This is a genomic window from Streptomyces sp. B3I8, from assembly GCF_030816915.1.
GTDB lineage: Bacteria > Actinomycetota > Actinomycetes > Streptomycetales > Streptomycetaceae > Streptomyces.
Map to the genome: position 1 here is coordinate 778,645 of NZ_JAUSYN010000002.1, position 24,515 is coordinate 803,159.

Consider the following 24,515-nt stretch of genomic DNA (forward strand, 5'->3'; position numbering starts at 1 on the left):
TGGCACGCCCCTCAGCGCGTGGTGGTGCTGTTGAACAACGAGCGGCACCACACGTAGCCGACCGTGGCGATGCCGGCGCACCAGGCGAGGGATATCCAGCCGTTGGTGCCGATCGCCGAACCGGAGAGCAGCCCGCGCAGCGTCTCGGTCATCGGTGTGAAGGGCTGGTTCTCGGCGAACCAGCGCAGCCCCGGCGACATCGAGTCCGCCGGTACGAACGCCGAGCCGAGGAACGGGAGGAACTGGACCAGCAGGGGCTTGTTGCTCGCCGACTCGACGGTCTTCGAGATCAGTCCGAGCGCGGCCGACAACCAGGTCACCGCGAACGCGATGGCCGCGAGGAGGCCGGTGGCGGCGAGCCATTCGAGAGGGCTCGCGTCCGACCGGAAACCGACGGCGAACGCGATCCCCACGACCGGGACGAGGCACATCATCGTCTGCAGCACGCTGCCGAGGACGTGTCCCGTCATGAACGACGAGCGTGTGATGTTCATGGTGCGGAAGCGGTTGATGATGCCCTCGGTCATGTCGGAGCACACCGCGATCGAGGTGGACATCGAGCCGGCGGCCACACCCATGATGATGATGCCGGGCGTCAGGTAGTCGAGATACGCGTCCCGCCCTCCGCCCATCCCCGCGCCGATGGAGTCACCGAAGGCATACACGAAAAGCAGCAGCATCAGGATGGGCGTCAACGCGCTGCCGAAACCGACGGCCGGGTAGCGAATCGCGTGTTTCAGGTTGCGCCGCAGCATCGTCATCGAGTCGTGCACGGCGTAGGTGACAGTGCTCATCGCGAGGTCTCCTTGGCGGGAGTCGGGGTGCTGGTGTCGATGTCGGGGCCCGCACCGGTGGTGCCGTCGCCGGTGAGGGCGAGGAACACGTCGTCGAGGTCGGGGGTGTGCACGGAGAAGTCGGCGGCACGGACACCGGCGGCATCGAGCCGGTCGAGAAGGGCGCGCAGCGCGTCGAGCCCGCTGTCGCCCGCCACGCGCAGGGTGAGGTTCTCGTCGTCGCGGACCGCGCCGGGGAAGACAGCGATCGCACGCTCGTACTCGTCCGAGTCGGTGAGCCGCAGTCGTACATGACTGCCCGGGATCTGTGCCTTGAGTTCGTCGGCGGTGCCCTCGGCGACTATCCGGCCGCCGTCGAGCACGGCGATCCGGTCGGCCAACTGGTCGGCCTCCTCAAGGTATTGAGTGGTGAGGAAGATCGTGGTGCCGCCCGCGACCAGCGAGCGCACCGTGTCCCACATGGTGCGTCGGCTACGTGGGTCGAGCCCGGTCGTCGGCTCGTCCAGGAAGATCACCTGCGGGTCGCCCACCAGCGTCATGGCGAGATCGAGACGACGCCGCAAGCCGCCGGAGAAGGTCGCGGCCCGCTTGTGCGCGATGTCCGCGATGCTGAACCGCTGGAGCAACTCCTTCACGCGGTCGCGCCCTTCCCTCTTGCCGAGGCGCAGTAGATCGGCCATCAGGAGCAGGTTCTCCTCGGCGGTGAGCAGGTCGTCGAGCGCGGCGAACTGTCCGGTGACCCCGATCGCGGCACGCACCCCGTCCGCTGACGTGGCGACATCGTGACCGGCGACCTGGGCCTGCCCTCCGTCGGCGGCGGTCAGCGTGGACAGGATCTGTACGGTGGTGGTCTTGCCGGCGCCGTTGGGGCCGAGCAGCGCGAAGACGGATCCGGCCGGGACACGCAGATCGATCCCGTCGAGCACGGTCGTGTCGCCATAGGACTTGCGCAGGCCGACGGTGGAGACGGCCTCCGAGCGTGAGCCGCCCTCCTTTTTGGATGTGGGCATGACAGAGGAAGCCATGGAGTTCTCCTTCTGGAAGGTGCGGCTGGAGGGTGACGCGAGGGGAGGGGCCCGGGCGACCAGACGGTGACGGCTGGTCGGCGGGTGGCCGGGTGCGCGGTACGGGTGTTCAGGGCCGGGCGCGATGCGAGGGTTCAAGCATGGGCGCCGTACAGGGCGTTCAGGCCCGGGCGCGCAGCACGTCGATGTTGCCGTGCCGGGTCCGGGCACGGACCTCGACGGTCTCCTCGGTGGTCGCCGGGGCGTCGGAAACCGAAAGGGTGTTGCGCACCTGCCCGGAACCGGAGCTCGCATCGATCCAGGCGGCCGTGCCCTCGCGGATTCCCACCTCTATGGCGCCGTAGGAGGTTTCCATCTGCACGGTGCCGCGGGCGACATCGGCGATCCGCAGGGCGCCGTGAGCGGTGGTGGCGGTGACGGAGCCTTCGGCCCGCGCGATGTCGATGTCGCCGTTGGCCCCGCTCACTCGCAGGTCACCGATGACGGCGCCGACGACCGTGGTGCCGTGCGAGTTCTTCAGGACCGCGGAACCGCTGAGAGTACCGAAGCGCAAACTGCCGAAGCTGGCGGTGACCTCGGCCGCGCCCTCGACCCGTTCCACTGTGATCGACCCGTGGGAGACGGTCAGTGCCAGTGGCCCTGTCGTGTCGAGGCGGACATCACCCCCCGAAGTCTTGACCCGGACCTCGCCGAGCCGGCCCACGCCGATCACCTGGGTCCAGGAACCGGTGGCGTCGACGCGCGAGTCCGCGGGCAGTGCCACCGTCACGTCGACAAGACCGGAGGGCCCGAGCATGCGACGCTCCTTCGTCCTGATGGTCAGCTCACCGCCCGCGTACGCGATCTCGGTCTGCTCGGCGGCCCGTACGTCCTTGTCCCGCTTCGGGTCGCGGGGCCGCACCTCGACGACCGTCTCGGAGCGGTCGCCCGCGGCGAGGCGGAGGGAGCCGGCGCCCACGTGGGCGGTGACCGCGATGGGCTCGGAAGTGTCGAAAGAAGGCATGGCTGTCCCGTCCTCTTGGCTCGTGTGGTCGTCCCCACTGGTGGGACGTGGTCTCGTGTGAGCGCGCTTTTCCTGGTGCGGGGGCGTGGGCGTGGGCGCGGCTAGGGCCTGTCTCTCAATTCCCGTCGTCCGCCTGGAGGGCGGGCCGGGCGGCGTCAAGTGCGTGCTCTCGGCGTGCCGGCCCCTGGCCCTCGTACTGGATGTACTCGGGTCAGGGGCCGGTGCGGCGAGAGTGCGTGCATGGCGTCGCCCGGCAGGCGGGAATTGAGAGACAGGCCCTAGCGCACCCAGCCCTTGAAGCTCTGTCCGATGGTGGTCCGCTCCGCCGTACGTGACGGCGTGCCGCCCTCGACGGCGGCCGACACGGCCCGGACCAGCCAGGCGTTGACCGACAGCCCCTCGCGACTCGCGGCCTCCTCCGCGCGCACCTTGAGGTGGGCAGGCAGGCGCAGGTTCACCCGTGCGGTGCCGCCCTCGTCACCTCCGACGGACGCCGACGCCTTGAGTGGCTGGACGTGGTGGGTGACGGCCGTTTCCGCGGCGACGATGTCGACGGGCGGTGGTGTCACCACGAAGTCGGGGTCCAGCCCGCGCAGCCGTAGATCGACGGACCCCGGGGCGAGCTCCCGCGTGATCTCGTCCATCGCGGCCGAGAGCACGTTCAGCATGGTCAGACGGGTCGCCGACTCCAGGGGGGCGGTGAGCCGTTCGGCCAGCTCGCGGGCGTCCTCGCCGCCGGCCTCGGCGGCCACCGCGAGTTCGCGGCGGAGGGTCTCGACGTACGGGGTGAGGTCCATGGCGCCATCATGGCACCACAGTGGCGCCACCTGCAACCCCTCACGGCGACCGACATGGGGCGCTGATCGCCGAAAACGCGCCCGAGCTGCAACGACACCTGGCAGCCCGATCCGACGAGTTCACATGGCACACCGGCTGCACAGGCCGCGCAAGGCAAGAGCTTGGCACTAAATGGCGCCACTTGGCACCACGTTGCGCCCGATGGCGCCACTCGTGCGCCACTCGGCGCCTTCCAGGCGGTGCGAGCACGCGAGGGGCCCTGCGGAAATCCCGCCCCCGAGCGGGCCGTTTGCGAAGGGTCCGGACAAGGTGGAACGCTTGAGGTGTCACCGGTCGCGGAGACCGCCGTAGCCCGTACGGCTCACGGCATCCCGGTCCGTGCCGGGTACGTGCGCTCCTCCGGCCGCACCAGGCGGCCCGGGCGCGCGTCCCCTTCCTTGGAGGTACTCGTGTCCAGCGCCGACGGATGGGGGGACGACGTCTACCAGCCCGACGGATCCGAGATCCAGGAGGACTCGGGACTTCTCGACGTCGAGGACACCCTGGAGAGCGACGGAGTGGCCGATCCACTCGATCGGGGCTGGTCGCCCCCGGAGCGGCCCTGGGCGGTGGAGCACACGGGGGTGACCGCGGCGGAGCGCAGGCGGGGCGAGTCTCTGGACCAACGTCTGGCGGAGGAGCTGCCCGACCCGACAGCCGTGGACGGCGACGGCATCGGCGACACGCCGGACGGTGACGGGGAGCCCGTCGACAACGAGGTGGGCGCCGCCCGTTCCGGTCGCCTGGTGGCTCCCGACGAAGGCGCTCACGAGGACGAGGAAAGCAGGCTCCTGGCCACGGATGTCGGCATCGACGGTGCCGCGGCGTCCGCCGAGGAGGCGGCCGTGCACATCGTCGACGAGGACACCGCCCCGTACGCCTGACGGCCGGCGGGTGGGCCGTGGCTCAGATGTAGTTGAGCGCCGCCGCGCCGCCGACCCCGCCGAGCACCATGAACGCCGGCATGAGCACTTTCAGTTCGACCCAGCTGCCCGCCCTGAACCGCATCGCCTTCGGCGGGCCGATCGGATACCACCGCTTGCGGCCCACCGGTATCGGCCACAGGACCGGGCAGCCGGAGACCGTCAGCGCGTCCCCGATGTCATGCACCAGCGCGCCCAGCACGATCGGCAGTCCCAGCCACAGGTACTCCTGGCCCGGCGCCGTGAACAGCCAGTCCGCCCCGTTGCCCGGCTTGTCGAGGATGCCCGCGAGGATCCAGGCGCTCGTCGCGGCCAGCAACCACACCAGGACGTCGCTACTGGACCCGCGCGCCGCGCGCCACAGCAGGCCTTCAATGGCCAGCACCATGTGCACGAAGAGGATCGCCAGCACCGCCCAGCGTCCGCCCGTGATGGCGAGGACGGAGGTGCCGGCGCCGATCAGTACGGCCCACAGCCACGTATGCGTCAACGTGCGGTGACCGCCCGAGCGTCGGGGGTCGCCCTGTTTCCTCGTGCTCTTGTAGGCGGCGTAGGACAGTTTGTCGACAATTTCGCACAGCCAGCGGGACAAGGGTCCGAAGGCCCTCGAGATGGTGGCCGCCTTGTGGTCCAGGTCGGGAGCCAGCGCGGCCCCCGCGCAGATCAGGGCGCCGACCAGCAGCACCGGCCAGGGCATCGGGTGCCCGGCCGCGGCCGTCGCCGCTCCGACGCCGAGCCAGGCCGCCGCTCCCGACAGTGAGTGCGCTGGTCCCATCATGGCCGTGTCCCGCCCCATTCCTCGTTCGCTCTGCCGAGTTGTGCGCGTGAGCCGACGCCGCACCGGCGCCACAGCCTAGCGTTCGCGATCTTCGCGCCCGCAGCCGATTCCCCCTCCGGTGCCGTCGGCAGGCAAGATGGGAGGGTGACCCTTATCGATCAGCTCCCACAGACCCCCGACCCCGACGCCCTGTACGAAGCCTTCGAGTCGTGGGTCGGGGAACGGGGGCTGACCCTCTACCCGCACCAGGAGGAGGCGCTGATCGAGGTGGTCTCCGGCGCGAATGTGATCGTCTCCACCCCGACGGGTTCGGGCAAGAGCATGATCGCCGCCGCCGCGCACTTCGCGGCGCTCGCCCGGGACGAGGTCACGTTCTACACCGCGCCGATCAAGGCGCTGGTCTCGGAGAAGTTCTTCGAGCTGTGCAAGGTGTTCGGCACCGAGAACGTCGGCATGCTCACCGGTGACGCCTCCGTCAACGCCGACGCCCCTGTCATCTGCTGCACGGCCGAGGTGCTGGCGTCCATCGCGCTGCGCGACGGTCGGCAGGCCGACGTCGGCCAGGTCGTGATGGACGAGTTCCACTTCTACGCCGAGGGCGACCGCGGCTGGGCCTGGCAGATCCCGATCCTGGAGCTGCCGCAAGCCCAGTTCGTCCTGATGTCGGCGACGCTCGGCGACGTTTCCTTCTTCGAGAGCGACCTCACGCGCCGCACCGGCCGCCCCACCGCGGTGGTGCGTTCGGCAACCCGCCCGGTGCCGCTGTCGTACGAGTACCGCTACACCCCGATGACCGAGACGCTCACCGAACTGCTGGCCAACCGGCAGGCGCCGGTGTACATCGTGCACTTCACCCAGGCGCAGGCCGTGGAGCGGGCGCAGGCGCTGATGAGCATCAACATGTGCACCAGGGAGGAGAAGGAGCAGATCGCGGAGCTGATCGGCAGCTTCCGCTTCACCACCAAGTTCGGCAGCAACCTCTCCCGCTACGTACGCCATGGCATCGGTGTGCACCACGCCGGCATGCTGCCCAAGTACCGGCGGTTGGTGGAGAAGCTCGCACAGGCCGGTCTGCTGAAGGTCATCTGCGGCACCGACACCTTGGGTGTGGGGGTGAACGTGCCCATCCGGACCGTGCTGTTCACCGCGCTGACGAAGTACGACGGCAATCGGGTGCGCACTCTGCGCGCGCGGGAGTTCCACCAGATCGCGGGCCGCGCGGGACGGGCGGGTTATGACACCGCCGGTTTCGTCGTCGCCCAGGCGCCCGAGCATGTCATCGAGAACGAGAAGGCGCTCGCCAAGGCCGGTGACGATGCGAAGAAGCGCCGCAAGGTGGTACGCAAGAAGGCGCCCGAGGGTTTCGTCAGCTGGACCGAGAACACCTTCGAAAAGCTGATCGACTCGCAGCCCGAGCCGCTCACCTCCCGTTTCCGCGTGACCCACACGATGCTGCTGTCGGTGATCGCCCGCCCGGGCAACGCCTTCGAGGCGATGCGACATCTGCTGGAGGACAATCACGAGCCGCGCAGGCAGCAGTTGCGGCACATCCGGCGGGCCATCGCCATCTATCGCTCGCTGCTTGACGGCGGGGTCGTGGAGAAGCTCGACACTCCGGACTCCACCGGCCGGATCGTGCGCCTCACCGTCGACCTCCAGCAGGACTTCGCGCTCAACCAGCCGCTGTCGACCTTCGCGCTGGCCGCGTTCGAACTGCTGGACCCCGAGTCGCCGTCCTACGCGCTCGACATGGTCTCCGTCGTGGAGTCCACCCTGGACGATCCCCGGCAGATCCTCGCCGCCCAGCAGAACAAGGCGCGTGGTGAGGCCGTGGCGGCGATGAAGGCGGACGGCGTCGAGTACGAGGAGCGGATGGAACGGCTCCAGGACGTGACGTACCCCAAACCGCTGGAGGAACTGCTCTTCCACGCGTACCACACGTACCGCAAGAGCCACCCGTGGGTCGGCGACCATCCGCTGTCGCCGAAGTCCGTCATCCGCGACATGTACGAACGGGCGCTTTCCTTCACCGAGTTCGTGTCGTTGTACGAGCTCGCCCGCACCGAGGGCATCGTGCTGCGCTACCTGGCCAGCGCCTACAAGGCCCTCGACCACACCGTCCCCGACGACCTGAAGTCCGACGACCTCGAGGACCTCATCGCCTGGCTGGGCGAGATGGTCCGTCAGGTCGATTCCAGCCTGCTGGACGAGTGGGAACAGCTCGCCAACCCGGAGGTGATGACCGCCGAGCAGGCCCAGGAGAAGGCCGACCAGGTCAAGCCGGTCACCGCCAACTCCCGCGCCTTCCGGGTGCTGGTGCGCAACGCCATGTTCCGGCGGGTCGAGCTGGCCGCGTTGGATCATGTCGAGGAACTCGGCGAGCTGGACGGGGAGGCCGGCTGGGACGCGGACGCCTGGGGCGAGGCGATGGACAAGTACTGGGACGAGTACGAGGAGCTCGGCACCGGTCCGGACGCGCGCGGCCCCCGACTGCTGATGATCGAGGAGGATGCGGGCGCCGGGGTGTGGCGGGTCCGCCAGGCCTTCGCGGACCCGAACGGCGACCACGACTGGGGCATCAGCGCCGAGGTCGATCTGACGGCCTCGGACGCCGAGGGCCGCGCCGTCATCCGAGTCACCGACGTCGGCCAGCTCTGAGCACGGGAAGGCGCGTTCCATGACTCCGAATCCGGCGGAGAGACTCGTCGACCTGCTCGATCTGGAGCAGATCGAGGTCAACATCTTCCGCGGCCGCAGCCCCCAGGAGTCCCTGCAGCGGGTCTTCGGCGGCCAGGTCGCCGGCCAGGCACTGGTCGCGGCGGGCCGTACCACCGACGGTGAACGCCCGGTGCACTCGCTGCACGCGTACTTCCTGCGCCCGGGCATCCCGGGTGTGCCCATCGTGTATCAGGTCGAACGGGTGCGTGACGGGCGGTCCTTCACGACCCGCCGCGTCACCGCCGTGCAGCAGGGCCGCACGATCTTCACCTTGACCGCCTCCTTCCACAAGCCGGAACAGGGGGGTTTCACACACCAGCTGCCTCCGGCGCGGGAGGTGCCGGATCCTGAGTCGCTGCCGACGGTGTCGCAGGAGGTGCGGGAGCATCTCGGCGCGGTCCCGGAGGTACTGGAGCGGATGGCCCGGCGGCAGCCTTTCGACATCCGCTATGTGGATCGGCTGCGCTGGACGTCCGAGGATGTCGGGAACGCCGAACCGCGCAGCGCCGTGTGGATGCGGGCCGTCGGGGCGCTGGGCGACGACCCCCTCGTGCACACCTGCGCGCTGACCTATGCGAGCGACATGACGCTCCTGGACGCCGTGCGCCTGCCCGTCGAGCCGCTGTGGGGGCCGCGCGGCTTCGACATGGCCTCGCTGGACCACGCCATGTGGTTCCACCGCCCCTTCCGCGCGGACGAATGGTTCCTCTACGACCAGGAGTCACCGATCGCGGTGGGCGGCCGTGGTCTGGCCCGCGGGCGCATCTACGACCGTCAGGGGCGGATGCTGGTGTCAGTGGTCCAGGAGGGGCTGTTCAGGGCGTTGTAGCGGAGGCGTCGCTCCGGTGCCTCCCCCGAGGCACCGACTCCCGAGACACCGGCCCCCGGCTTTCCGGCCCCCGGTACGCCCGCCTGTGGGGACGGAGTCGGCCGCGGCCCAGCCATCGCAGCGGTTGTCGCCGTCGGACCCGTTCCGGGTCGGCCGGGCTCGGCCCTGGCCCGGTCACCTGGGCTGCCTCGGGCTGCTGTACGAGCGACAGCGACCGGGTGGGGCGTGGGGCGGGCCGGTGTCGCCGCGCCGCGGCGAGCTCCTGCTCCAGGCCGGCCTGGAGCCAGTCGATCTCGTCCGGGTCGTCGGCCTTCATGACGTGTGCGGTGATCCGGGCGGCTGGTGACTCCGCGACGAAGAGGGCGGGCCGGTCGGGCCGGTGGCGGTTGAGGTGTGCCCGCTCGTAGGGGTCGGGCACCAGCTCCGCCACGAGAAGGGGATCGAGCAGGGAGGCCGTCGCGCCCGCCCGTGCCCATGGGTCCTCGGTCCGGCGCAACAGGAAGCGCAGATGCCTGCCGCGCCAGTTGCGGGGCCGCAGGTCCAGGCCGGCCTCCAGTTGGTCGCGCAGTCCCTGCGGGGTGCGGCCGGTCAGCAACGGGGCGTTGTTCCTGTCGGCGGCGAACCGCTGCGTCTCCTCCGCCAGGTACAGCCAGACCACGGCCCGGTAGCGGTTGAGGTAGAACGTGACCGGCACGACCAGGCCCAGCCGGGCGAACCGGGTGAACCGCGCTGTCGTCACTCCCATCAGCTCCGCGCCCTCCTGGGTGCCGACGGTGCGCACGCGTTCCCGCAGACTCTCGGGGAATCCCGGATCGTCGCGCAGCCGCTCGATCTCCTCCTGCGCCACCCGGTGGCTCTCGCCCCCGCCTCCCTCGTCGGGCACCGTACGGATGCGCCCGAGATGCACGGCGAGGTCGAACTCGGCTCGTCGCAGTTGCAGTTCACGCGCGGCCCGGGCGAACGTGACGGTGGCGCCCGAGGGTGCGGAGTACGGCGCCCGTTGCGAGTGCTGCGGTGGGGCCGACGTGTGCATGACGTTCAGGAACTTGGTCTTGCCGGACATGGTGGTTCTCCCCCGTGGAGCGGTGCTCGCGCCGGTGTGCGCTCGCCTCGGAAAAACGTAGCCACATTCGCGCAGCACCGGGTGAGCCTGTGGATAACTCACCGGCGCGCATCGTTCACGCAGGACGGAGGAGTCGGGGCGAGGGTCGGAAGTGAGTTCCGGACGCACCGCATGCGCACGGGCATGCGGGACCCGGCGGAGGCCGTGGGCGGCGGGCCCGGTGGCGGGGCAGTACCCAGTACCGGCGACCGGCAACGCGCGGCTGCCGGCGGCCGGCTCAGAACCCGGTGGTGGGTGGCCGCTCCGGTCCTCGTGTGTCCACATCGAGGTGTTCACCGACTCGGTTGACGAGCAGTGCCATCTCGTAGGCGAGCCGGCCCACGTCGGCCTCGGCGGCACTCAGGACGCACAGGCAGCTGCTCTCGCCGGCGGCGGTCACGAAGAGGACGGCGTCGTCGAACTCGATCACGGTCTGCCGGACGCCACCGGCACCGAAGTACCGCCCCGATCCCTTGGCCAGGCTGTGCAGTCCTGAGGAGACGGCCGCCAGATGCTCGGCGTCCTCCCTGCGTAAACCCGTGCTTGTGCTGGTCACCAGCCCGTCGTTGGACAGCACCAGCGCGTGCCTCACGTGCTCGACGCGTTGGGTCAGGTCGTCGAGCAGCCAGCCGAGCCCCTTGTTGTGTGCCATGGTCCGTCTCCCCCCGTCCGGCTCCCCCTCTCCGGGGTCCGCCCGGCCAGCCTTCACCACGGGCGGCGCACGGGCAAGCAGGACCGGGGTGCGGCACGGAAGTTGACCGAGGACCGACGGCGGCCGATTACCGGTCCCGGCACAGTGGGAGCGCCGGGACCGGGTGCGGGACGACCGGCGCGTCTCCCCCGCGGTGCGGGATCATGCCGTGCATGAGTGATGACCACGCACGCGTACAGGAGTTCTTCACCGCTCGGGCCGCCGACTGGGACCGGAGGTTCCCGGACGACGGTCCCGCGTACGCCGCCGCCGTCGCCGGCCTCGGGCTGCGGACCGGTGACCGGGTCCTGGACGCGGGATGCGGCACGGGGCGGGCCCTGCCGGCACTGAGGTCGGTGGTGGGTGACGCGGGGACGGTGGTGGGCGTCGATCTGACCCCGGCGATGCTGGCGGCCGCCGTACGGGCCGGGCGGGAGCGGGCCGGTCGACTGCTGCTCGCCGACGTGGCACGGCTGCCGATGCGCGACGCGTCGTTCGACGCCGTGTTCGCCGCAGGCCTTGTCTCGCATCTGCCCGATCCGGCTGGAAATCTACGGGAGTTGGCGCGTGTCGTGCGCTCTGGTGGCGTCCTCGCGCTGTTCCATCCGATCGGCCGGGCGGCCCTCGCCGCGCGCCAGGGCCGCCCTCTCACTTCTGGGGATCTGCGCGCCGAAGCGAATCTGGGACCGCTGCTCGCGCGTTCCGACTGGCGCATGACGTCGTACGTCGACGAGGACACGCGGTTCCTGGCACTGGCCGTGCGTGAGCCCTGAGCAGGACCGGGCGAGCGGCACACGCGCAGGTCCGCGTGTGCTTCGCACTCGTGACAACTGGTGCGTGAGCGCATTAGGGTGCGCGGAGCGCCGAGGGGCGAGCAGAGAGGAGGAGGGCAATGGCCGGGACGGATGAGGACGTCGTGACTGTCGAGGACGATGCGCTGTATGTGCTGACGGCAATCCTGTTGACGCCTGCGAACTTCCCCAGTGTGCTGGGCGACGACTATCCGGCGGCCTGCGCGGCTCTGGGACTGGCGCCTCTCGCGGACGGGTACGGCCTTGTGATCGGTCAGGACAGTGAGGGCGCACGGTGGACGGTCGTCGTCGACGACGTGTCACTGGTCGCCGTCGCCATCGCCTCCTGGGACTGCGGGATGGAGTACGACCTGTCGCCCGACGAGCGGTCGGTCGTCGCCGCACTGCCCGGCTGGCCCCTCGCGGTCGCCGTAGCGGCGCCCGGGGTGCCCGCACCACATGATCCGCCGCCCGAGCTCACGGACCGGCCTCCGCTGGCCCCACCGGACACCACCGTCTGGGGTCCGGCTCAACGTCGGCTCGGTGCCGACGAGATCGCACTGCAGTGGGCGGCCTGGCGGTCGCAGATCGACGACGACGTCTCCGCTCAAGCGGGAGGAAACACCACAGCCGACAGCTCCGGCACGACCGGGGACGCCTCACCCTCCGAAGTGGGCGCCGGGAGCAGCGGAGCCGGGCAGGGTGACGCGGGTGCGGGCGCACCTGCCGGAAACGGCGGGCAGGGGGCGCCGGGAAGCAAGTCCCGTGAAATCCGCCGCGTCCTCGCCGAGGCGCGGGCCTATGCGGACAATCCTCCGCCGCTGGGCCGGGTCCGTTCCTCCTTCGCGTCCGACAACGCGCGTACGTTGCGGGCCGACGGTCCGGGCTGGTCCTTGGTCGCCCGGACCGACGACATGGCGTTCCTTCTGCTGGACGACGAGCCCGGGGAAATCCTCCCTGTGGGGCGCGGCCCCGAGCTGCCGGGCCTGCTGGAGGCTCTGGACAGGATGGCGGTCCGCCCGGCCTGAGCGTGAACCGGCGAACACTACGTAGTGGTTCCGGGCCGACGAGCCGCACGACCGCCCCCCGACCCGCCTGACCGGCGACCCGGTCCGCCTCACGGGCACTCCCGTCGGCTCGGGCGCGCCTCGGTGATGTGGGGGTCAGGACTCCCCGACCATGCCCGGGGTTTCGGTCAGCGCCCGAGTTCCTTGCGCGACACACGCCGCAGCCGACGACGCTGCGAGGGGTCCAGGGCCAGGTACGCGGCCGCCGGTATCCCCAGGACGATCAGCAGAGCCGCCCACCAGGGCAGCCAGATCCACAGGATGAGGCCGACGAGCACTCCGCCCACGGCGATCTTCGCGTTCCTCGACATGTGTCGCCTCCTGCGCGGCAGCTGCCGCTCCTTGTCCGGACTCCGCCCGGACCCTTTCCAGAACTGCCCTCGGCCGTCTGCGCCGGCCCCTGGTGCGGAGTCTGCTCCGGCCCTCTGTGCAAAGAACGGGTGCGGGCCTTGTGCGGTTCCTTCCGCGACCCTGACACATCCCTGATCGCACCCCTGAGCCGACCCTGAGCCACACCCCCCAGTCTCCCCCCATACGCGCGTCCTTCACCTCCGGCGGAATCCGCGGGAACACCGTCCTCTCATCGGCGGAGCCGGGCACCTCGAGCGCGGGAAGCGCTTGCGGCGTAGCGGCGTCCGAACGCGGGTCGGGGCGGTCTGACACACCCACGTGTCGGACCGCCCTTTTCCCCTCCCCCGTTCCCCACTCCCCCGTGTGCGGGGCGTGCGGTCAGCCGCGCGCACCCAGCAGGTGGTCCATGGCCAGCTGGTCCAGCCGCTCGAAGGCCATGCCGCGGGCGGCGGCCGTGTCCACGTCGAACTCCTCGAAGGCGGTCCGGTCGGCGAGCAGCGCCTGGAGACCGTCGGCCGCGGTCTGCTGCGTCAGCTCGTCCAGCCGCGAGGCACGCAGGGCCTCCTGGACCTCCGGATCCGCGCGGAAGGCGGCCGCGCGCTCCTTGAGGATGAGGTAGTTGCGCATGCAGCCGGCGGCGGACGCCCACACGCCGTCGAGGTCCTCGGTCCGCGGCGGCTTGAAGTCGAAGTGCCGCGGGCCGTCGTAACCGGCGCTCTCCAGGAGGTCGACCAGCCAGAAGGCGGCACGCAGGTCACCGGCGCCGAAACGCAGGTCCTGGTCGTACTTGATGCCGGACTGACCGTTGAGGTCGATGTGGAACAGCTTGCCCGCCCACAGCGCCTGGGCGATGCCGTGCGGGAAGTTCAGGCCGGCCATCTGCTCGTGACCGACCTCAGGGTTGACGCCGTACATCTCCGGGCGCTCCAGGCGCTCGATGAACGCGAGGGCGTGACCGACCGTGGGCAGCAGGATGTCGCCGCGGGGCTCGTTGGGCTTGGGCTCGATGGCGAAGCGGAGGTCGTAGCCCTGGGAGACGACGTACTCGCCGAGGAGGTCGAACGCCTCCTTCATGCGGTCGAGTGCGACACGCACGTCCTTGGCGGCGCCCGACTCGGCGCCCTCACGGCCGCCCCATGCCACGTAGGTCTTCGCACCCAGCTCGGCCGCCAGGTCGATGTTGCGGATCGTCTTGCGCAGCGCGTAGCGGCGCACATCCCGGTCGTTCGCGGTGAACGCGCCGTCCTTGAAGACGGGGTGCGTGAAGAGGTTGGTGGTGGCCATCGGCACCTTCATGCCGGTGGCGTCCAGGGCCTGCCGGAAGCGCTTGATGTGGGACTCGCGCTCGGTGTCGCTCGACCCGAAGGGGATCAGGTCGTCGTCGTGGAAGGTGACTCCGTGGGCACCGAGCTCGGCGAGGCGCTGCACGGACTCGACCGGGTCCAGGGCGCGGCGGGTCGCGTCCCCGAAGGGGTCCCGACCCTGCCAGCCGACGGTCCACAGGCCGAAGGTGAACCTGTCCTCGGGGGTGGGCTGGTAGTTCATGCCACGGCTCCTTGCATGCTGGGGACTATTCGTCATGGCGCTTTACAAATTAGTATGCGATCGCAGCTCTGGGAAGACACCCGGGGGTGCCGTCTCCGGCGCAGGGGTCCGAAGGCGCGGGACACGCCTGGGCCGCGAGCGGTCCGGGACACGCGAACAACCAGGTCAGGTCGGCTCCCGCGAGCCGCGGGAAGAGGGAGAGCCCGATGTCAGCAGCCGAGGGTCCGCTCGTCGTCGGTGTGGACACATCCACCCAGTCCACCAAGGCGCTGGTCGTCGACGCGTCGACCGGGCGGGTGATCGCGAGCGGTCAGGCGCCGCACACCGTCTCGTCCGGGGCGGGCCGCGAGAGCGACCCGCGCCAGTGGTGGGACGCGCTGGGCGAGGCGCTGCGCCAGTGCGGTGACACGGCGCGCGAGGCGGCCGCGGTGTCGATCGGCGGCCAGCAGCACGGCCTGGTGACGCTCGACGCCCGGGGCGAGCCGGTGCGTCCGGCGATGCTGTGGAACGACGTCCGCTCGGCCGCCCAGGCACGCCGCCTGGTGGACGAGCTCGGCGGTCCCAAGGCGTGGGCGGAGCGCACCGGAAGCGTTCCGGGCGCCTCGTTCACGGTCACCAAGTGGGCCTGGCTCGCGGAGCACGAGCCGGAGGCGGCGGCCGCGACCGCGGCGGTGCGCCTGCCGCACGACTACCTCACCGAACGCCTCACGGGCGAGGGCACCACCGACCGTGGTGACGCCTCGGGCACGGGCTGGTGGGCGTCCTCGACGGAGGACTACGACGCGGAGATCCTCGCCCGCGTGGGGCTCGATCGGACGCTGCTGCCCCGCGTGGTCCGGCCCGGCGAGGTGGCCGGCACCGTGCGCGACGGCCACGACCTGCCGTTCGCCAAGGGCACTCTGGTAGCTTGCGGCACCGGCGACAACGCGGCGGCCGCACTGGGCCTCGGCCTGCGCCCCGGCACCCCCGTCCTGAGCCTGGGCACCTCGGGCACGGTGTACGCCGTCTCGACACGCCGCCCGGCCGATCCGACCGGCACGGTGGCGGGCTTCGCCGATGCCCGCGGTGACTGGCTGCCGCTGGCGTGCACGCTGAACTGCACCCTCGCCGTGGACCGGATCGCGGCCCTGCTCGGCCTGGACCGCGAGGCCGTCGAACCGGGCACCGGCGTCACCCTGCTGCCCTACCTGGACGGCGAGCGCACCCCCGCACTCCCCCACGCCTCCGGACTGCTGCACGGCCTGCGGCACGACACGACCCCCGGGCAGCTGCTCCAGGCGGCGTACGACGGCGCCGTCCACGCACTGCTGGGCGCCCTGGACCTGGTTCTGGACGAGGACGCGGACCGGGACACCCCCTTGCTCCTCATCGGCGGCGGCGCCCGGGGCGCGGCGTGGCAGCAGACGGTGCGCCGGCTGTCGGGCCGCCCGGTGCAGGTGCCCGAGGCGAAGGAACTGGTCGCGCTCGGCGCCGCCGCCCAGGCCGCCGGGCTGCTGACGGGCGAGGACCCGGCGGCCGTCGCGCGACGCTGGGACACCGCCCGGGGGCCCGTGCTGGAGTCCGTGGAACGGGACGAGGCGACGATGGAACGGATCACCGGGGTACTCTCCGACGCGGCCGCGTTGCTGGAGAAGGAGTCGCGCTGAGTGACCGGAGGCGCGGTTCCACCCCGTCCGTGCAAGCGGGCGCCGGGTGTGACCGGTGGACCGACGAGATGACGGGGGAGGCATGACCACACCGCTGCACGAGGCCCATCCGACCAGCCCCGGCCGTCGGCTGCCGGACACCCAGGCGGGCATGCGTCGGCGCAATCTGGCGCGCGTGATGCACACCGTCGGCGCGGACGGACCGCTGTCGCGCGCCGCTGTCGCCTCGCGCATCGGTCTGACCCGCGCGGCCGTGTCCACCCTGGTCGACGAGCTCATCCGGTCCGGGCTCCTGGAGGAACTGGGTCCGGAACGGCCCGGCAGGGTGGGGCGGCCGGGCTCGGCGCTGACGGTGAGCGGACACGGTCCGGCGGGCATCGGCGCGGAGATCGGCGTCGACCACCTCGCCGTGTGCGCGGTCGACCTGCGCGGCGAGGTGCGGGCCCGGGCGATACGGCACGGCACCAACCGCGGCCGTCCCGCCGAGCCCGTGCTCGGTGAACTGACCGCGCTGGTACGCCAGGTCGTCGCCGACGTCGAGCGGGAGGGCCTGTGGGCGGCGGGCCTCGCGGTCGCCGTGCCGGGCCTGGTCGCCCCCGACGCCCGTACCGTCGTCCGGGCCCCCAACCTGGGCTGGAGAGAGCTCGATCTCGCCCCGCTGCTTCCCGCCGGGCTACCACTGACCGTCGACAACGAGGCCAACTTCGGCAGTCTGGCGGAGCTCTGGCTCGGTGAGGGCACGCCCCGCGACTTCCTGCACGTGTCCGCCGAGATCGGCATCGGTGGCGCCGTCGTCGTGGACGGGCGGCTGCTACGAGGGACGCGGGGGTTCGCGGGGGAGCTGGGGCATGTCCCGGTCCGCCCCGAGGGGCCGGCCTGTGTCTGCGGTGGGCGCGGTTGTCTGGAGCAGTACGCCGGTGAGGAGGCGGTACTGCGCGCGGCCGGACTGGAGCCGCGGGAGGACCGGGTCGGGCTGCTGGGCGAGCGAGCCGCCGCGGGCGACGCCGACGTACGGCGGGCGCTGCGCGGGGCGGGCACGGCGCTCGGCATCGCGCTGACCGGCGCGGTCAACCTTCTCGACCCCCAGGCGGTCGTGCTGGGCGGGGCGCTGTCCGGTCTCGCGCCCTGGCTGCTGCCGGCGCTGGAACGGGAACTGGACCGCCGCACGGCCGGGTCCGCCTGCCCCGTGACCGTGTCCCGGCTCGGTCCGCAGGGGCCTCTGCTCGGGGCAGCGCACTCGGTGGCCCGGGCGGTCCTCGACGATCCGGCGGCCGTGGCGGAACGCGGGTGACCTACGCGAGCCGGAGGAGCCCCCACTCACTCGTGTGAGTGAGGGAGATATCCACAATTCGAGGGTTGTCCACCGATTCCCGTGCCGTTCCCCTGTCCTCCCGACGAGCGCCGTACCGTGATTCCCGCGAGGCACGCAGGCTCGACGAGGCACCTCCCGGCGAGCCTCGTGCCGCCGCGCACCGCACCACCCCTCGCGCGGCTCGCCTTCACCCCTCACCCCTCACGGAACAGGGACTCGATCATGGAACGAGGCTTCTCCCCCCTCCACAGGCGACTGTTACTGAAGAGCGCCGTGCTCGCCGCCGTCACCCACCCGCTGCTCCCCACGTCGTCGGCGGGCGCGCGAACCCGCACGGTCGACTACCCGAACGCCGAATGGGCGGCCGCGAGCAGCTCCAACTACACCGCTTCCAGCCGCCCGGCGAGCTACCCGGTCGATCACGTCGTCATCCATGTCACCCAGGAGACCTACGCCGACACCCTGAAGATCTTTCAGGATCCGAAGAAGCAGGTCTCCGCGCACTACGTCGTGCGGTCGGCCGACGGGCACGTGGCGCAGTGCGTAAGGGAGCACGACATCGCCTGGCACGCGGGGAACTGGGACTACAACACCCGCAGCATCGGCATCGAGCACGAAGGCTGGGTGGACCAGCCGGCGTACTTCACCGACGCACTGTACGAGGAGTCTGCCGGACTCACGGCCGCGCTGTGCGACACCTACGACATCCCCAAGGACCGTTCCCACATCCTCGGGCATGCCGAGGTGCCGGGCACGGACCACACCGATCCCGGATCCCACTGGGACTGGACGCGCTACATAAGACTCGTCAACAACGCCTGACCCGCCGCCGTCCGCTCGACGGTGCCGGTCCGCGTCCCTTCGCACGGATACCCGTCGAAACGGTTGTCGGCGTCCGATTGCGGAGTGACGATGTGCCCAATGAGTGACGATGTGCGCAGCCCCACGCCGCGCACCGCTCGCACTGCCTCGCATCCCTCCACACAGCATCGCGCCGCACCACCTTCCGGGAGGCCGACTTGACCGATCCCTGGGTGGCCCTGGAACCGGGTGCCGACCCCGTCGCGCGGGTCCGGGCCCTGCGGCAGGCCCATGACACGTTCACGCGGGCCGGCACGGTGCCGCGGCCGGTGCGGTCCGTGGTCGCCGACTCGTGGCGGCGCTCGGCACGGGCCGGGGTGGGGCCGGACGGCACAGCGGACGTGGAACTGTCCGGGACGGACCTCGGCGCCTACCGGGCGGAACATCCACTGGCAACGGTGATGCCCCTCTTCCGGGAACTGCTGGGTTCGTTCGCGGCGGACGGCGAACACCTCCTGGCGGTGTGCGACGCGCAGGGCAGACTGCTGTGGGTGGAAGGGCATCCGGCGACCCGGCGGCAGGCGGACCGGATGAACTTCGTCCCGGGCGCCCGCTGGGCGGAAAGCGCCGTCGGCACCAACGCGCCGGGAACGGCGGTGGCCGTCGACCGGCCGGTGCAGGTCTTCGCGGCCGAGCACTTCAGCCGTCGGGTGCAGCCGTGGACGTGCGCGGCGGCGCCGGTGCACGATCCACGGACGGGACGGGTGCTCGGCGCCGTCGACATCACCGGCGGAAACGGACTGGCGCATCCGCACAGTCTGGGCTTCGTACAGGCCGTGGCCCGGGCCGCTGAGTCGCAACTGTCGCTGCTCCGACCGCCGGGACCCGCCGCGGACACGGTCGAGCTGTCGGCGCTGGGCCGGGACGAGGCGCGGTTGCGGATACGCGGACGGACGCTGCGGCTCAGTCGTCGGCACAGCGAGATCGTCGTCCTGCTGGCCCGTCATCCGGAGGGGCTGAGCGGGGACGAGTTGCTGTGCGCCCTGTACGAGGACGAGTCGGTGACCCCGGTGACGCTGCGTGCCGAACTGGCCCGGCTGCGCCGGATCCTCGGGCCGGACCTGCTGGCCTCACGGCCGTACCGGCTGACGGCGGCGATCGAGTCCGACGTCACCGTCGTGGAACGTCGGCTGGAGACCGGTGCGGTGGCCGGCGCGGTCCTCGCCTACGTCGGTCCACTGCTGCCCGCCTCGCAGGCACCGGCGGTGGTACGGCTGCGGCGGCTGCTTGCCGACGGGCTGCGTGCGGCACTGCTGGCCCGACGCGATCCGGACCTGCTCGCCGGCTGGGCACACGCCGCGTGGGGCGAGGACGACCTGGAGGTGTGGCGCGCGCTGGCGACGCTGCGCCCTACGCCGACGGTCCGCGTCCATCTCCACCGGTTGGAGACGGAACTGGCGGCACCGGGGGGTGGGGGCGACGTGAGGGTGGGGTGAGGGGTGGGAGGGGGCGGGGAGGGGGAGGGGCCCCACCCCCACTCCATTCCCCGCCCCCCACTCCCCGCCCCCTCCCCTACGCAACCTCCCTGCAACCTCTGCCTCCATAGCGTCAGTTCGGGAGCTGCCCGGTGGTGGGCGGTGCTTCGTTCGGGAGGTAGAGCGGTATGACCCGTTATTCAGCGCCGGGGACCGAGGGCGCGGTTGTCTCCTACCAGGGGCGCTACGACCACTTCATCGGCGGTGAGTACGTGCCGCCCGCCCGGGGGCAGTATTTCGAGAACCCGAGCCCGGTGAACGGGCAGCCGTTCACGGAGATCGCAAGGGGCACCGCCGAGGACGTCGAGCGCGCGCTGGACGCCGCGCATGCCGCGGCCCCCGCCTGGGGTCGCACGTCGGTGACCGATCGCTCCGATGTTCTCCTGCGCATCGCCGACCGGATGGAGGCGAACCTGGAGCGGTTGGCGGTCGCGGAGAGCTGGGAGAACGGCAAGCCGGTGCGGGAGACGCTGGCCGCGGACATTCCGCTGGCCATCGACCACTTCCGCTACTTCGCGGGCGCGATCCGGGCGCAGGAGGGTTCGCTCGGGGAGATCGACGACGACACGGTGGCGTACCACTTCCACGAGCCGCTGGGCGTGGTCGCTCAGATCATCCCGTGGAACTTCCCGATCCTGATGGCGACCTGGAAGCTCGCCCCGGCGCTGGCCGCGGGCAACACGGTGGTGCTGAAACCCGCGGAGCAGACCCCGGCGTCGATCCACTACTGGCTGAGTCTGGTCTCCGACCTGCTGCCGCCGGGTGTGGTGAACGTCGTGAACGGTTTCGGGGTCGAGGCGGGCAAGCCGCTGGCGTCCAGTCCGCGGGTGGCGAAGGTGGCGTTCACGGGGGAGACGACCACTGGCCGGCTGATCATGCAGTACGCGTCGGAGAACATCACACCCGTCACGCTCGAACTGGGCGGCAAGTCGCCGAACGTCTTCTTCGACGACGTGTCGTCCGCGCGTGACGACTTCCTCGACAAGGCGCTCGAGGGCTTCACCATGTTCGCTCTCAATCAGGGCGAGGTGTGTACGTGCCCCTCGCGCGCGCTGGTGCAGCGGGGCCACTACGCCGAGTTCATGGAGGCGGCGGTGGCGCGTACCGAGCGGATCACCACGGGGCATCCGCTGGACACCGACACCATGATCGGAGCACAGGCGTCCAACGATCAGTTGGAGAAGATCCTCTCCTACCTGGACATCGGCCGTCAGGAGGGGGCCCGCGTCCTGACCGGGGGCGAACGCATTCAGTATGAGGGCGAGTTGAAGGGCGGCTACTACGTCCAGCCGACGATCTTCGAGGGCGACAATCGGATGCGGATCTTCCAGGAGGAGATCTTCGGACCGGTGGTGTCGGTGACGTCGTTCGACGACTTCGACGACGCTGTCAAGATCGCCAACGACACCCTGTACGGGCTGGGCGCGGGCGTGTGGACCCGGGACGTCAACACGGCATACCGGGCGGGTCGCGCGATCCAGGCGGGACGTGTGTGGACCAACTGCTACCACACGTATCCGGCGCACGCGGCGTTCGGCGGCTACAAGGGTTCCGGCATCGGTCGCGAGACGCACAAGATGATGCTGGAGCACTACCAGCAGACGAAGAACCTCCTCGTGTCGTACTCGCCGAAGAGGCTGGGCTTCTTCTGACACCTACGAAAAGGCGCCTGCCCAGATGTTCGACCCGTCGTGCGCCCTTCGCTCGGCCCGCTCTCGAACGGGCCCGGAGCACGGGCGGGGCAGAGGTACCGGCGGCATCCTCTGCCTGTCGGGCGGCCTTTCTCCCCGACCTCGCGAAGGTCGGGGAGATGCGACGGGTAGCCGGGGTGTGCCTGCGGCGCTGCCGTGTTCCGGAGCCGGTCGCGGGGCTCGTCGTGCCGGCCGCTTCGGAGCTGGTCACCAACGCCCTGGTCACGGTGAGGACGAAGTCGTGCTTCGCGTCACGGCGGGCGTCGACGTCGGACGTGTCCCTGTATCCGACCGCGACCGGGCGCCCGCTGTGCCCAAGGGGGCCGGACCTGACGGTGGATCGGGGCGCGAGGGATCCTGCTGGTCGGTGCGATCTCACACGCATGGGAGAGCAGCGACGAGGAGACGTGGCTGAGTCCCGAGGCGCGAGAGCTGCAGCGCGAGCCTGACCTCCAGTTGATTCCGACGATGTGGACGGCAAGCCGGGCGGCTCAGTCGCTTCTGTCATACAGGGCGCTCCGAGGGCCGTTCGCCTTGCCTTCGCCCAGTAATTGGGTTCGAGCATCTCGCCGGGCCAGGCGGGCTGACGGACCGGGCCACGAGGCCCCATCTGGTCGCAGTACGGTGCCACGTCGATCACGGGCGTTCCGTCTACAGCGTCGAAATCGGTGACCCAGAGGTTTCGTCCCTCGGCCTTGAGCAGCCGCGGGTGGCTGATCGCCAGTTGATTGGGCCGCCGATGGTTGCGGTGGACGAAGGTACCGGTCGGCGGCCGGTCCGGATTACCGCGGGGGCTGCGTGCGTGGAGCTGAACGTCCTCCGGTCGCGCCAGATGGAAGACCCAGGTCACCGTCAGGTGGGAGAACCCTTCGATTCCCTGCAGCGTCTCAAGGGGTTACGCCTCGTTGAGACGGATGACCGACTCGACCCCGCCCTGGTGATCGTCCTGAACGCGGGTGTGGCCCCCGACCACCGTTGCGCTCGATTCGACCTCGTACGTCGCCATCGGTGCTCGTTCCTCTCCAGCGGGGTCGCGTGTGCAGCATGTGCCGTCAGCAGCGTCTGCGGACCTGTCCTGTGGTCAGCGTGTGGGGCGGCATTCCCCGCGTCCGGCGGTCCGGTGTCCGACGTCTCATCCACGCCGCTCGGGGGCCTCGTCGGTCATCTGTCCTGCCGTACTCGACCTGCCCGGACGGTGAGCGGCTGAGGCAGAGGGCCATTGGGGAGGAACGGCATGCCGGAGACCGTGGCGTCGTCACAGGGGTGTCGCCTCACGATCTCTCGGCCCGAGGTCGCCTCGCTGTGGGGGGCTCCTCGCCGGGAGGGGCCCGGGCCGGTCTCCATGACAACGCGCCGCACCGGAGGGAGCCCGGAACGGGGCCACCGGCCACTGGGCGGGAGCTCCCGGGACGGACTCGGCTCCGTGTGCGCCGGCGTCAGTGTGTCGCGCTCCGGATGCCGAGGACGTCGTAGAGGTGCTCTCCGTGGGCCCATCGTTTCAGTTCCGGGCGGCCCATGAGGATGAGCTGGTGATGCCGGGCGAAGTCGATCGCCGGCTGTGTGAAACCGTTGAGCGCGATCATGATCGGGAGGTCGGCTCCGTGGTGCGGGCGGGCTGTCCCGTTGAACTTCTGCACGTGACCTGATCCGACTGGGCTCCGATACTGCTTGCACTGCACGATCAGGAGGCGGTCATCGTCATCGCGGGCAGTGACGTCCGCTCCGAGGTCACCGGCGCCGCCGACCCGCTCGGGACGCCGGAATCCGTCACGGGCCAGGAGATCAGTGCACGCCTGCTCGAAACCCGTCGCGCTCATCGCCGCAAGCTGCTTCATCCTGAAGGTCAGCGCATCCGCTTCGATCGCATCGCCAGCGGGAGCGGGAGCGGGAGCGGCGAACCTGTCGTCCGCGCAGGTGCGGGCGTAGGCACCGAACAGGAAAGACAGGATTCCGCCGAGCAGGAGCAGCATGAACAGTCCGCCGACCACGAAGAGCCCGGTCCACCACGGGTGATCGTCTATCAGCCCCCACACATCCACGGTGATCCACTGACCGACGTCCTCGGTGAGCCACTCCCAGAGCATCTTGCCGACGGCCAGCGCGAGGACCACGTAGAGCAGGAACTTCAGCAGCGGGTCGAGCGACCCGTCCTCGTCGAACACCACACCTCCAGACGTCTTGTGCAGCGATCACGCTCTCTGCCGGTCATGCCGCACGCCTGAATCGGCTCGGGCGGGAGCGCGCCGCCAGTCCGAGGAGTTCGTGCAGAGCGGCACCGTCCTCGGCCCAGCGCCGAAGCTTTTCCCGGTCGATCCAGTGGACGCCGTGCCGGTCACCCCATGCCATGGCATCGCGGGTGAACGCCCCGTTGGTGACGACGACAGCGTGATCGGCTCTGTGGACCGGCCCGGCCGTCCCCTTCACCGCGTACATCACAGCTGAGCCCACTTTCCCGCCCACGCGGGTGTGCTTGGCCTGCACCACGATCCGGCCGCGCTGCGGACGGTCACCGATGACGTCGGCGGCCTGGTCGCCGGCGCCACCCACTCTGCGGGCCGGCCAGCCGTCGCGGACCAGCAGATCCCGCAGGGCGTACTCGAAGCGGCGGTCGTCCATGGTGTCGAACTCCGCAAGCGTGATCCGCAGAGTGGCCAGCCGTTCCCTCTTCCGACGCCGCATCGTGGTCGCCTGCCTGATCCGCCACGCGGCGACGGCTCCCGTGAGCAGGGCGAGAGCCGGCAGAACAGGCCAGGCCGCCTTCAGTGTGCCGACCGCCATGGCCGCCGTCCGCGCCAGCAGGACGAGCACAGCCAGGGCGACCACAGCCGCTGCGACCAGTTCCGCGGCTCCGCGAGGGCACCTCAGACGCATGCCTCCCATCAGCGGTCGGCCGTCGCGCCGGCCGTCGGCTTCGGATCCGCCGGCGGTGTCGTGGCGGTGGACTCACTGAACCCGAACACCTGCCCCCACAGCCACACGCCGGCCAGTAGTCCGGCAAGCATCCAACCGCTCATGCGCTTGGCGCTCCTGGGCTTCGGATTGCGACGGATGTGTCCCCGTACCCGGTGGAACCCGT

The 24,515-nt window shown here is 70.7% G+C and carries 22 protein-coding genes and 1 pseudogene; 10 read left to right on the plus strand and 13 right to left on the minus strand.

What is annotated here, in order from left to right; translation table 11 throughout:
- Positions 1-11 precede the first annotated feature (11 nt).
- The 4 genes from QFZ64_RS05700 to QFZ64_RS05715 all read right to left on the minus strand — a co-directional run bounded on the left by QFZ64_RS05700 (position 12) and on the right by QFZ64_RS05715 (position 3,619).
- Positions 12-794: an ABC transporter permease gene (locus QFZ64_RS05700; protein ID WP_307062965.1), complete on the minus strand. Its 783-nt coding sequence runs from the start codon at positions 792-794 to the stop codon at positions 12-14.
- Complete coding sequence (locus QFZ64_RS05705) at positions 791-1,804, minus strand: ATP-binding cassette domain-containing protein (protein WP_307071591.1); 1,014 nt, start codon at positions 1,802-1,804, stop codon at positions 791-793. The genes QFZ64_RS05700 and QFZ64_RS05705 overlap by 4 nt, the downstream gene beginning before the upstream one ends.
- Before the next feature lie 175 nt (positions 1,805-1,979).
- Positions 1,980-2,822 carry a DUF4097 family beta strand repeat-containing protein gene (locus tag QFZ64_RS05710; protein WP_307062967.1) on the minus strand — a complete coding sequence of 281 codons (843 nt, stop codon included), beginning with the start codon at positions 2,820-2,822 and terminating at the stop codon, positions 1,980-1,982.
- A gap of 278 nt (positions 2,823-3,100) precedes the next feature.
- Positions 3,101-3,619 carry a hypothetical protein gene (locus QFZ64_RS05715; RefSeq protein WP_307062969.1) on the minus strand — a complete coding sequence of 173 codons (519 nt, stop codon included), beginning with the start codon at positions 3,617-3,619 and terminating at the stop codon, positions 3,101-3,103.
- Between the two features lie 450 nt (positions 3,620-4,069).
- Between QFZ64_RS05715 and QFZ64_RS05720 the strand changes: the two genes are divergently transcribed.
- A complete protein-coding gene (locus QFZ64_RS05720) occupies positions 4,070-4,543 on the plus strand; it encodes a DUF5709 domain-containing protein (RefSeq protein WP_307062971.1) in 474 nt (157 codons plus the stop codon).
- Between the two features lie 22 nt (positions 4,544-4,565).
- Here the strand turns inward: QFZ64_RS05720 and QFZ64_RS05725 are convergent, their stop codons facing one another.
- Positions 4,566-5,360 carry a metal-dependent hydrolase gene (locus QFZ64_RS05725; RefSeq protein WP_307062973.1) on the minus strand — a complete coding sequence of 265 codons (795 nt, stop codon included), beginning with the start codon at positions 5,358-5,360 and terminating at the stop codon, positions 4,566-4,568.
- A 144-nt stretch (positions 5,361-5,504) separates the two neighbouring features.
- On the opposite strand from QFZ64_RS05725, the gene QFZ64_RS05730 reads away from it, so the two are divergent.
- Entirely contained in the window at positions 5,505-8,018 is a 2,514-nt protein-coding gene (locus QFZ64_RS05730; protein ID WP_307062976.1) for an RNA helicase, read from the plus strand.
- Between the two features lie 19 nt (positions 8,019-8,037).
- The gene (locus QFZ64_RS05735; RefSeq protein ID WP_307062977.1) at positions 8,038-8,907 is read left to right on the plus strand and encodes an acyl-CoA thioesterase II; all 870 of its coding nucleotides are present in this window, start codon (positions 8,038-8,040) and stop codon (positions 8,905-8,907) included.
- Here the strand turns inward: QFZ64_RS05735 and QFZ64_RS05740 are convergent.
- Positions 8,894-9,940, minus strand: a complete 1,047-nt coding sequence (locus tag QFZ64_RS05740) for a DUF6397 family protein (protein WP_307071592.1) — start codon at positions 9,938-9,940, stop codon at positions 8,894-8,896. The two genes, QFZ64_RS05735 and QFZ64_RS05740, sit on opposite strands and share 14 nt — an antisense overlap.
- A 307-nt stretch (positions 9,941-10,247) precedes the next feature.
- Positions 10,248-10,661: a roadblock/LC7 domain-containing protein gene (locus QFZ64_RS05745; protein WP_307062979.1), complete on the minus strand. Its 414-nt coding sequence runs from the start codon at positions 10,659-10,661 to the stop codon at positions 10,248-10,250.
- Between the two features lie 212 nt (positions 10,662-10,873).
- Between QFZ64_RS05745 and QFZ64_RS05750 the strand changes: the two genes are divergently transcribed.
- Positions 10,874-11,473, plus strand: coding sequence for a class I SAM-dependent methyltransferase (locus tag QFZ64_RS05750; protein ID WP_307062981.1), 600 nt, complete (start codon positions 10,874-10,876; stop codon positions 11,471-11,473).
- 119 nt (positions 11,474-11,592) lie between these two features.
- A complete protein-coding gene (locus QFZ64_RS05755; protein WP_307062983.1) occupies positions 11,593-12,519 on the plus strand; it encodes a hypothetical protein in 927 nt (308 codons plus the stop codon).
- Positions 12,520-12,686: 167 nt separating this feature from the next.
- Here QFZ64_RS05755 and QFZ64_RS05760 read toward each other — a convergent pair whose 3' ends face one another.
- Together QFZ64_RS05760 and xylA are read right to left on the minus strand one after the other, a co-directional pair.
- Positions 12,687-12,869, minus strand: coding sequence for a hypothetical protein (locus QFZ64_RS05760; RefSeq protein WP_307062985.1), 183 nt, complete (start codon positions 12,867-12,869; stop codon positions 12,687-12,689).
- Between the two features lie 418 nt (positions 12,870-13,287).
- Complete coding sequence (gene xylA, locus QFZ64_RS05765; RefSeq protein ID WP_307062987.1) at positions 13,288-14,454, minus strand: xylose isomerase; 1,167 nt, start codon at positions 14,452-14,454, stop codon at positions 13,288-13,290.
- Between the two features lie 206 nt (positions 14,455-14,660).
- Between xylA and xylB the strand changes: the two genes are divergently transcribed.
- From xylB to QFZ64_RS05790, 5 genes are all read left to right on the plus strand, one after another.
- Complete coding sequence (xylB, locus tag QFZ64_RS05770) at positions 14,661-16,100, plus strand: xylulokinase (protein WP_307062989.1); 1,440 nt, start codon at positions 14,661-14,663, stop codon at positions 16,098-16,100.
- Positions 16,101-16,182: 82 nt separating this feature from the next.
- The gene (locus QFZ64_RS05775; protein WP_307062991.1) at positions 16,183-17,391 is read left to right on the plus strand and encodes an ROK family transcriptional regulator; all 1,209 of its coding nucleotides are present in this window, start codon (positions 16,183-16,185) and stop codon (positions 17,389-17,391) included.
- Between the two features lie 243 nt (positions 17,392-17,634).
- Positions 17,635-18,234 carry an N-acetylmuramoyl-L-alanine amidase gene (locus QFZ64_RS05780; protein ID WP_307062993.1) on the plus strand — a complete coding sequence of 200 codons (600 nt, stop codon included), beginning with the start codon at positions 17,635-17,637 and terminating at the stop codon, positions 18,232-18,234.
- Between the two features lie 197 nt (positions 18,235-18,431).
- The gene (locus QFZ64_RS05785) at positions 18,432-19,709 is read left to right on the plus strand and encodes a GAF domain-containing protein (protein WP_307062996.1); all 1,278 of its coding nucleotides are present in this window, start codon (positions 18,432-18,434) and stop codon (positions 19,707-19,709) included.
- A 167-nt stretch (positions 19,710-19,876) separates the two neighbouring features.
- Positions 19,877-21,400, plus strand: a complete 1,524-nt coding sequence (locus tag QFZ64_RS05790; protein WP_307062998.1) for an aldehyde dehydrogenase family protein — start codon at positions 19,877-19,879, stop codon at positions 21,398-21,400.
- Positions 21,401-21,974: 574 nt separating this feature from the next.
- Here the strand turns inward: QFZ64_RS05790 and QFZ64_RS05795 are convergent.
- From QFZ64_RS05795 to QFZ64_RS05810, 4 genes and pseudogenes are all read right to left on the minus strand, one after another.
- Positions 21,975-22,445 (minus strand): annotated as a pseudogene (locus QFZ64_RS05795) (SAM-dependent methyltransferase); the annotation flags it as partial.
- A gap of 430 nt (positions 22,446-22,875) precedes the next feature.
- Positions 22,876-23,601: a restriction endonuclease gene (locus QFZ64_RS05800; protein ID WP_307063000.1), complete on the minus strand. Its 726-nt coding sequence runs from the start codon at positions 23,599-23,601 to the stop codon at positions 22,876-22,878.
- Between the two features lie 43 nt (positions 23,602-23,644).
- Positions 23,645-24,319: a restriction endonuclease gene (locus QFZ64_RS05805; RefSeq protein WP_307063002.1), complete on the minus strand. Its 675-nt coding sequence runs from the start codon at positions 24,317-24,319 to the stop codon at positions 23,645-23,647.
- Positions 24,319-24,453 carry a hypothetical protein gene (locus QFZ64_RS05810; RefSeq protein ID WP_307063004.1) on the minus strand — a complete coding sequence of 45 codons (135 nt, stop codon included), beginning with the start codon at positions 24,451-24,453 and terminating at the stop codon, positions 24,319-24,321. Before QFZ64_RS05810 ends, QFZ64_RS05805 begins: the two co-directional genes overlap by 1 nt.
- Positions 24,454-24,515 lie beyond the last annotated feature (62 nt).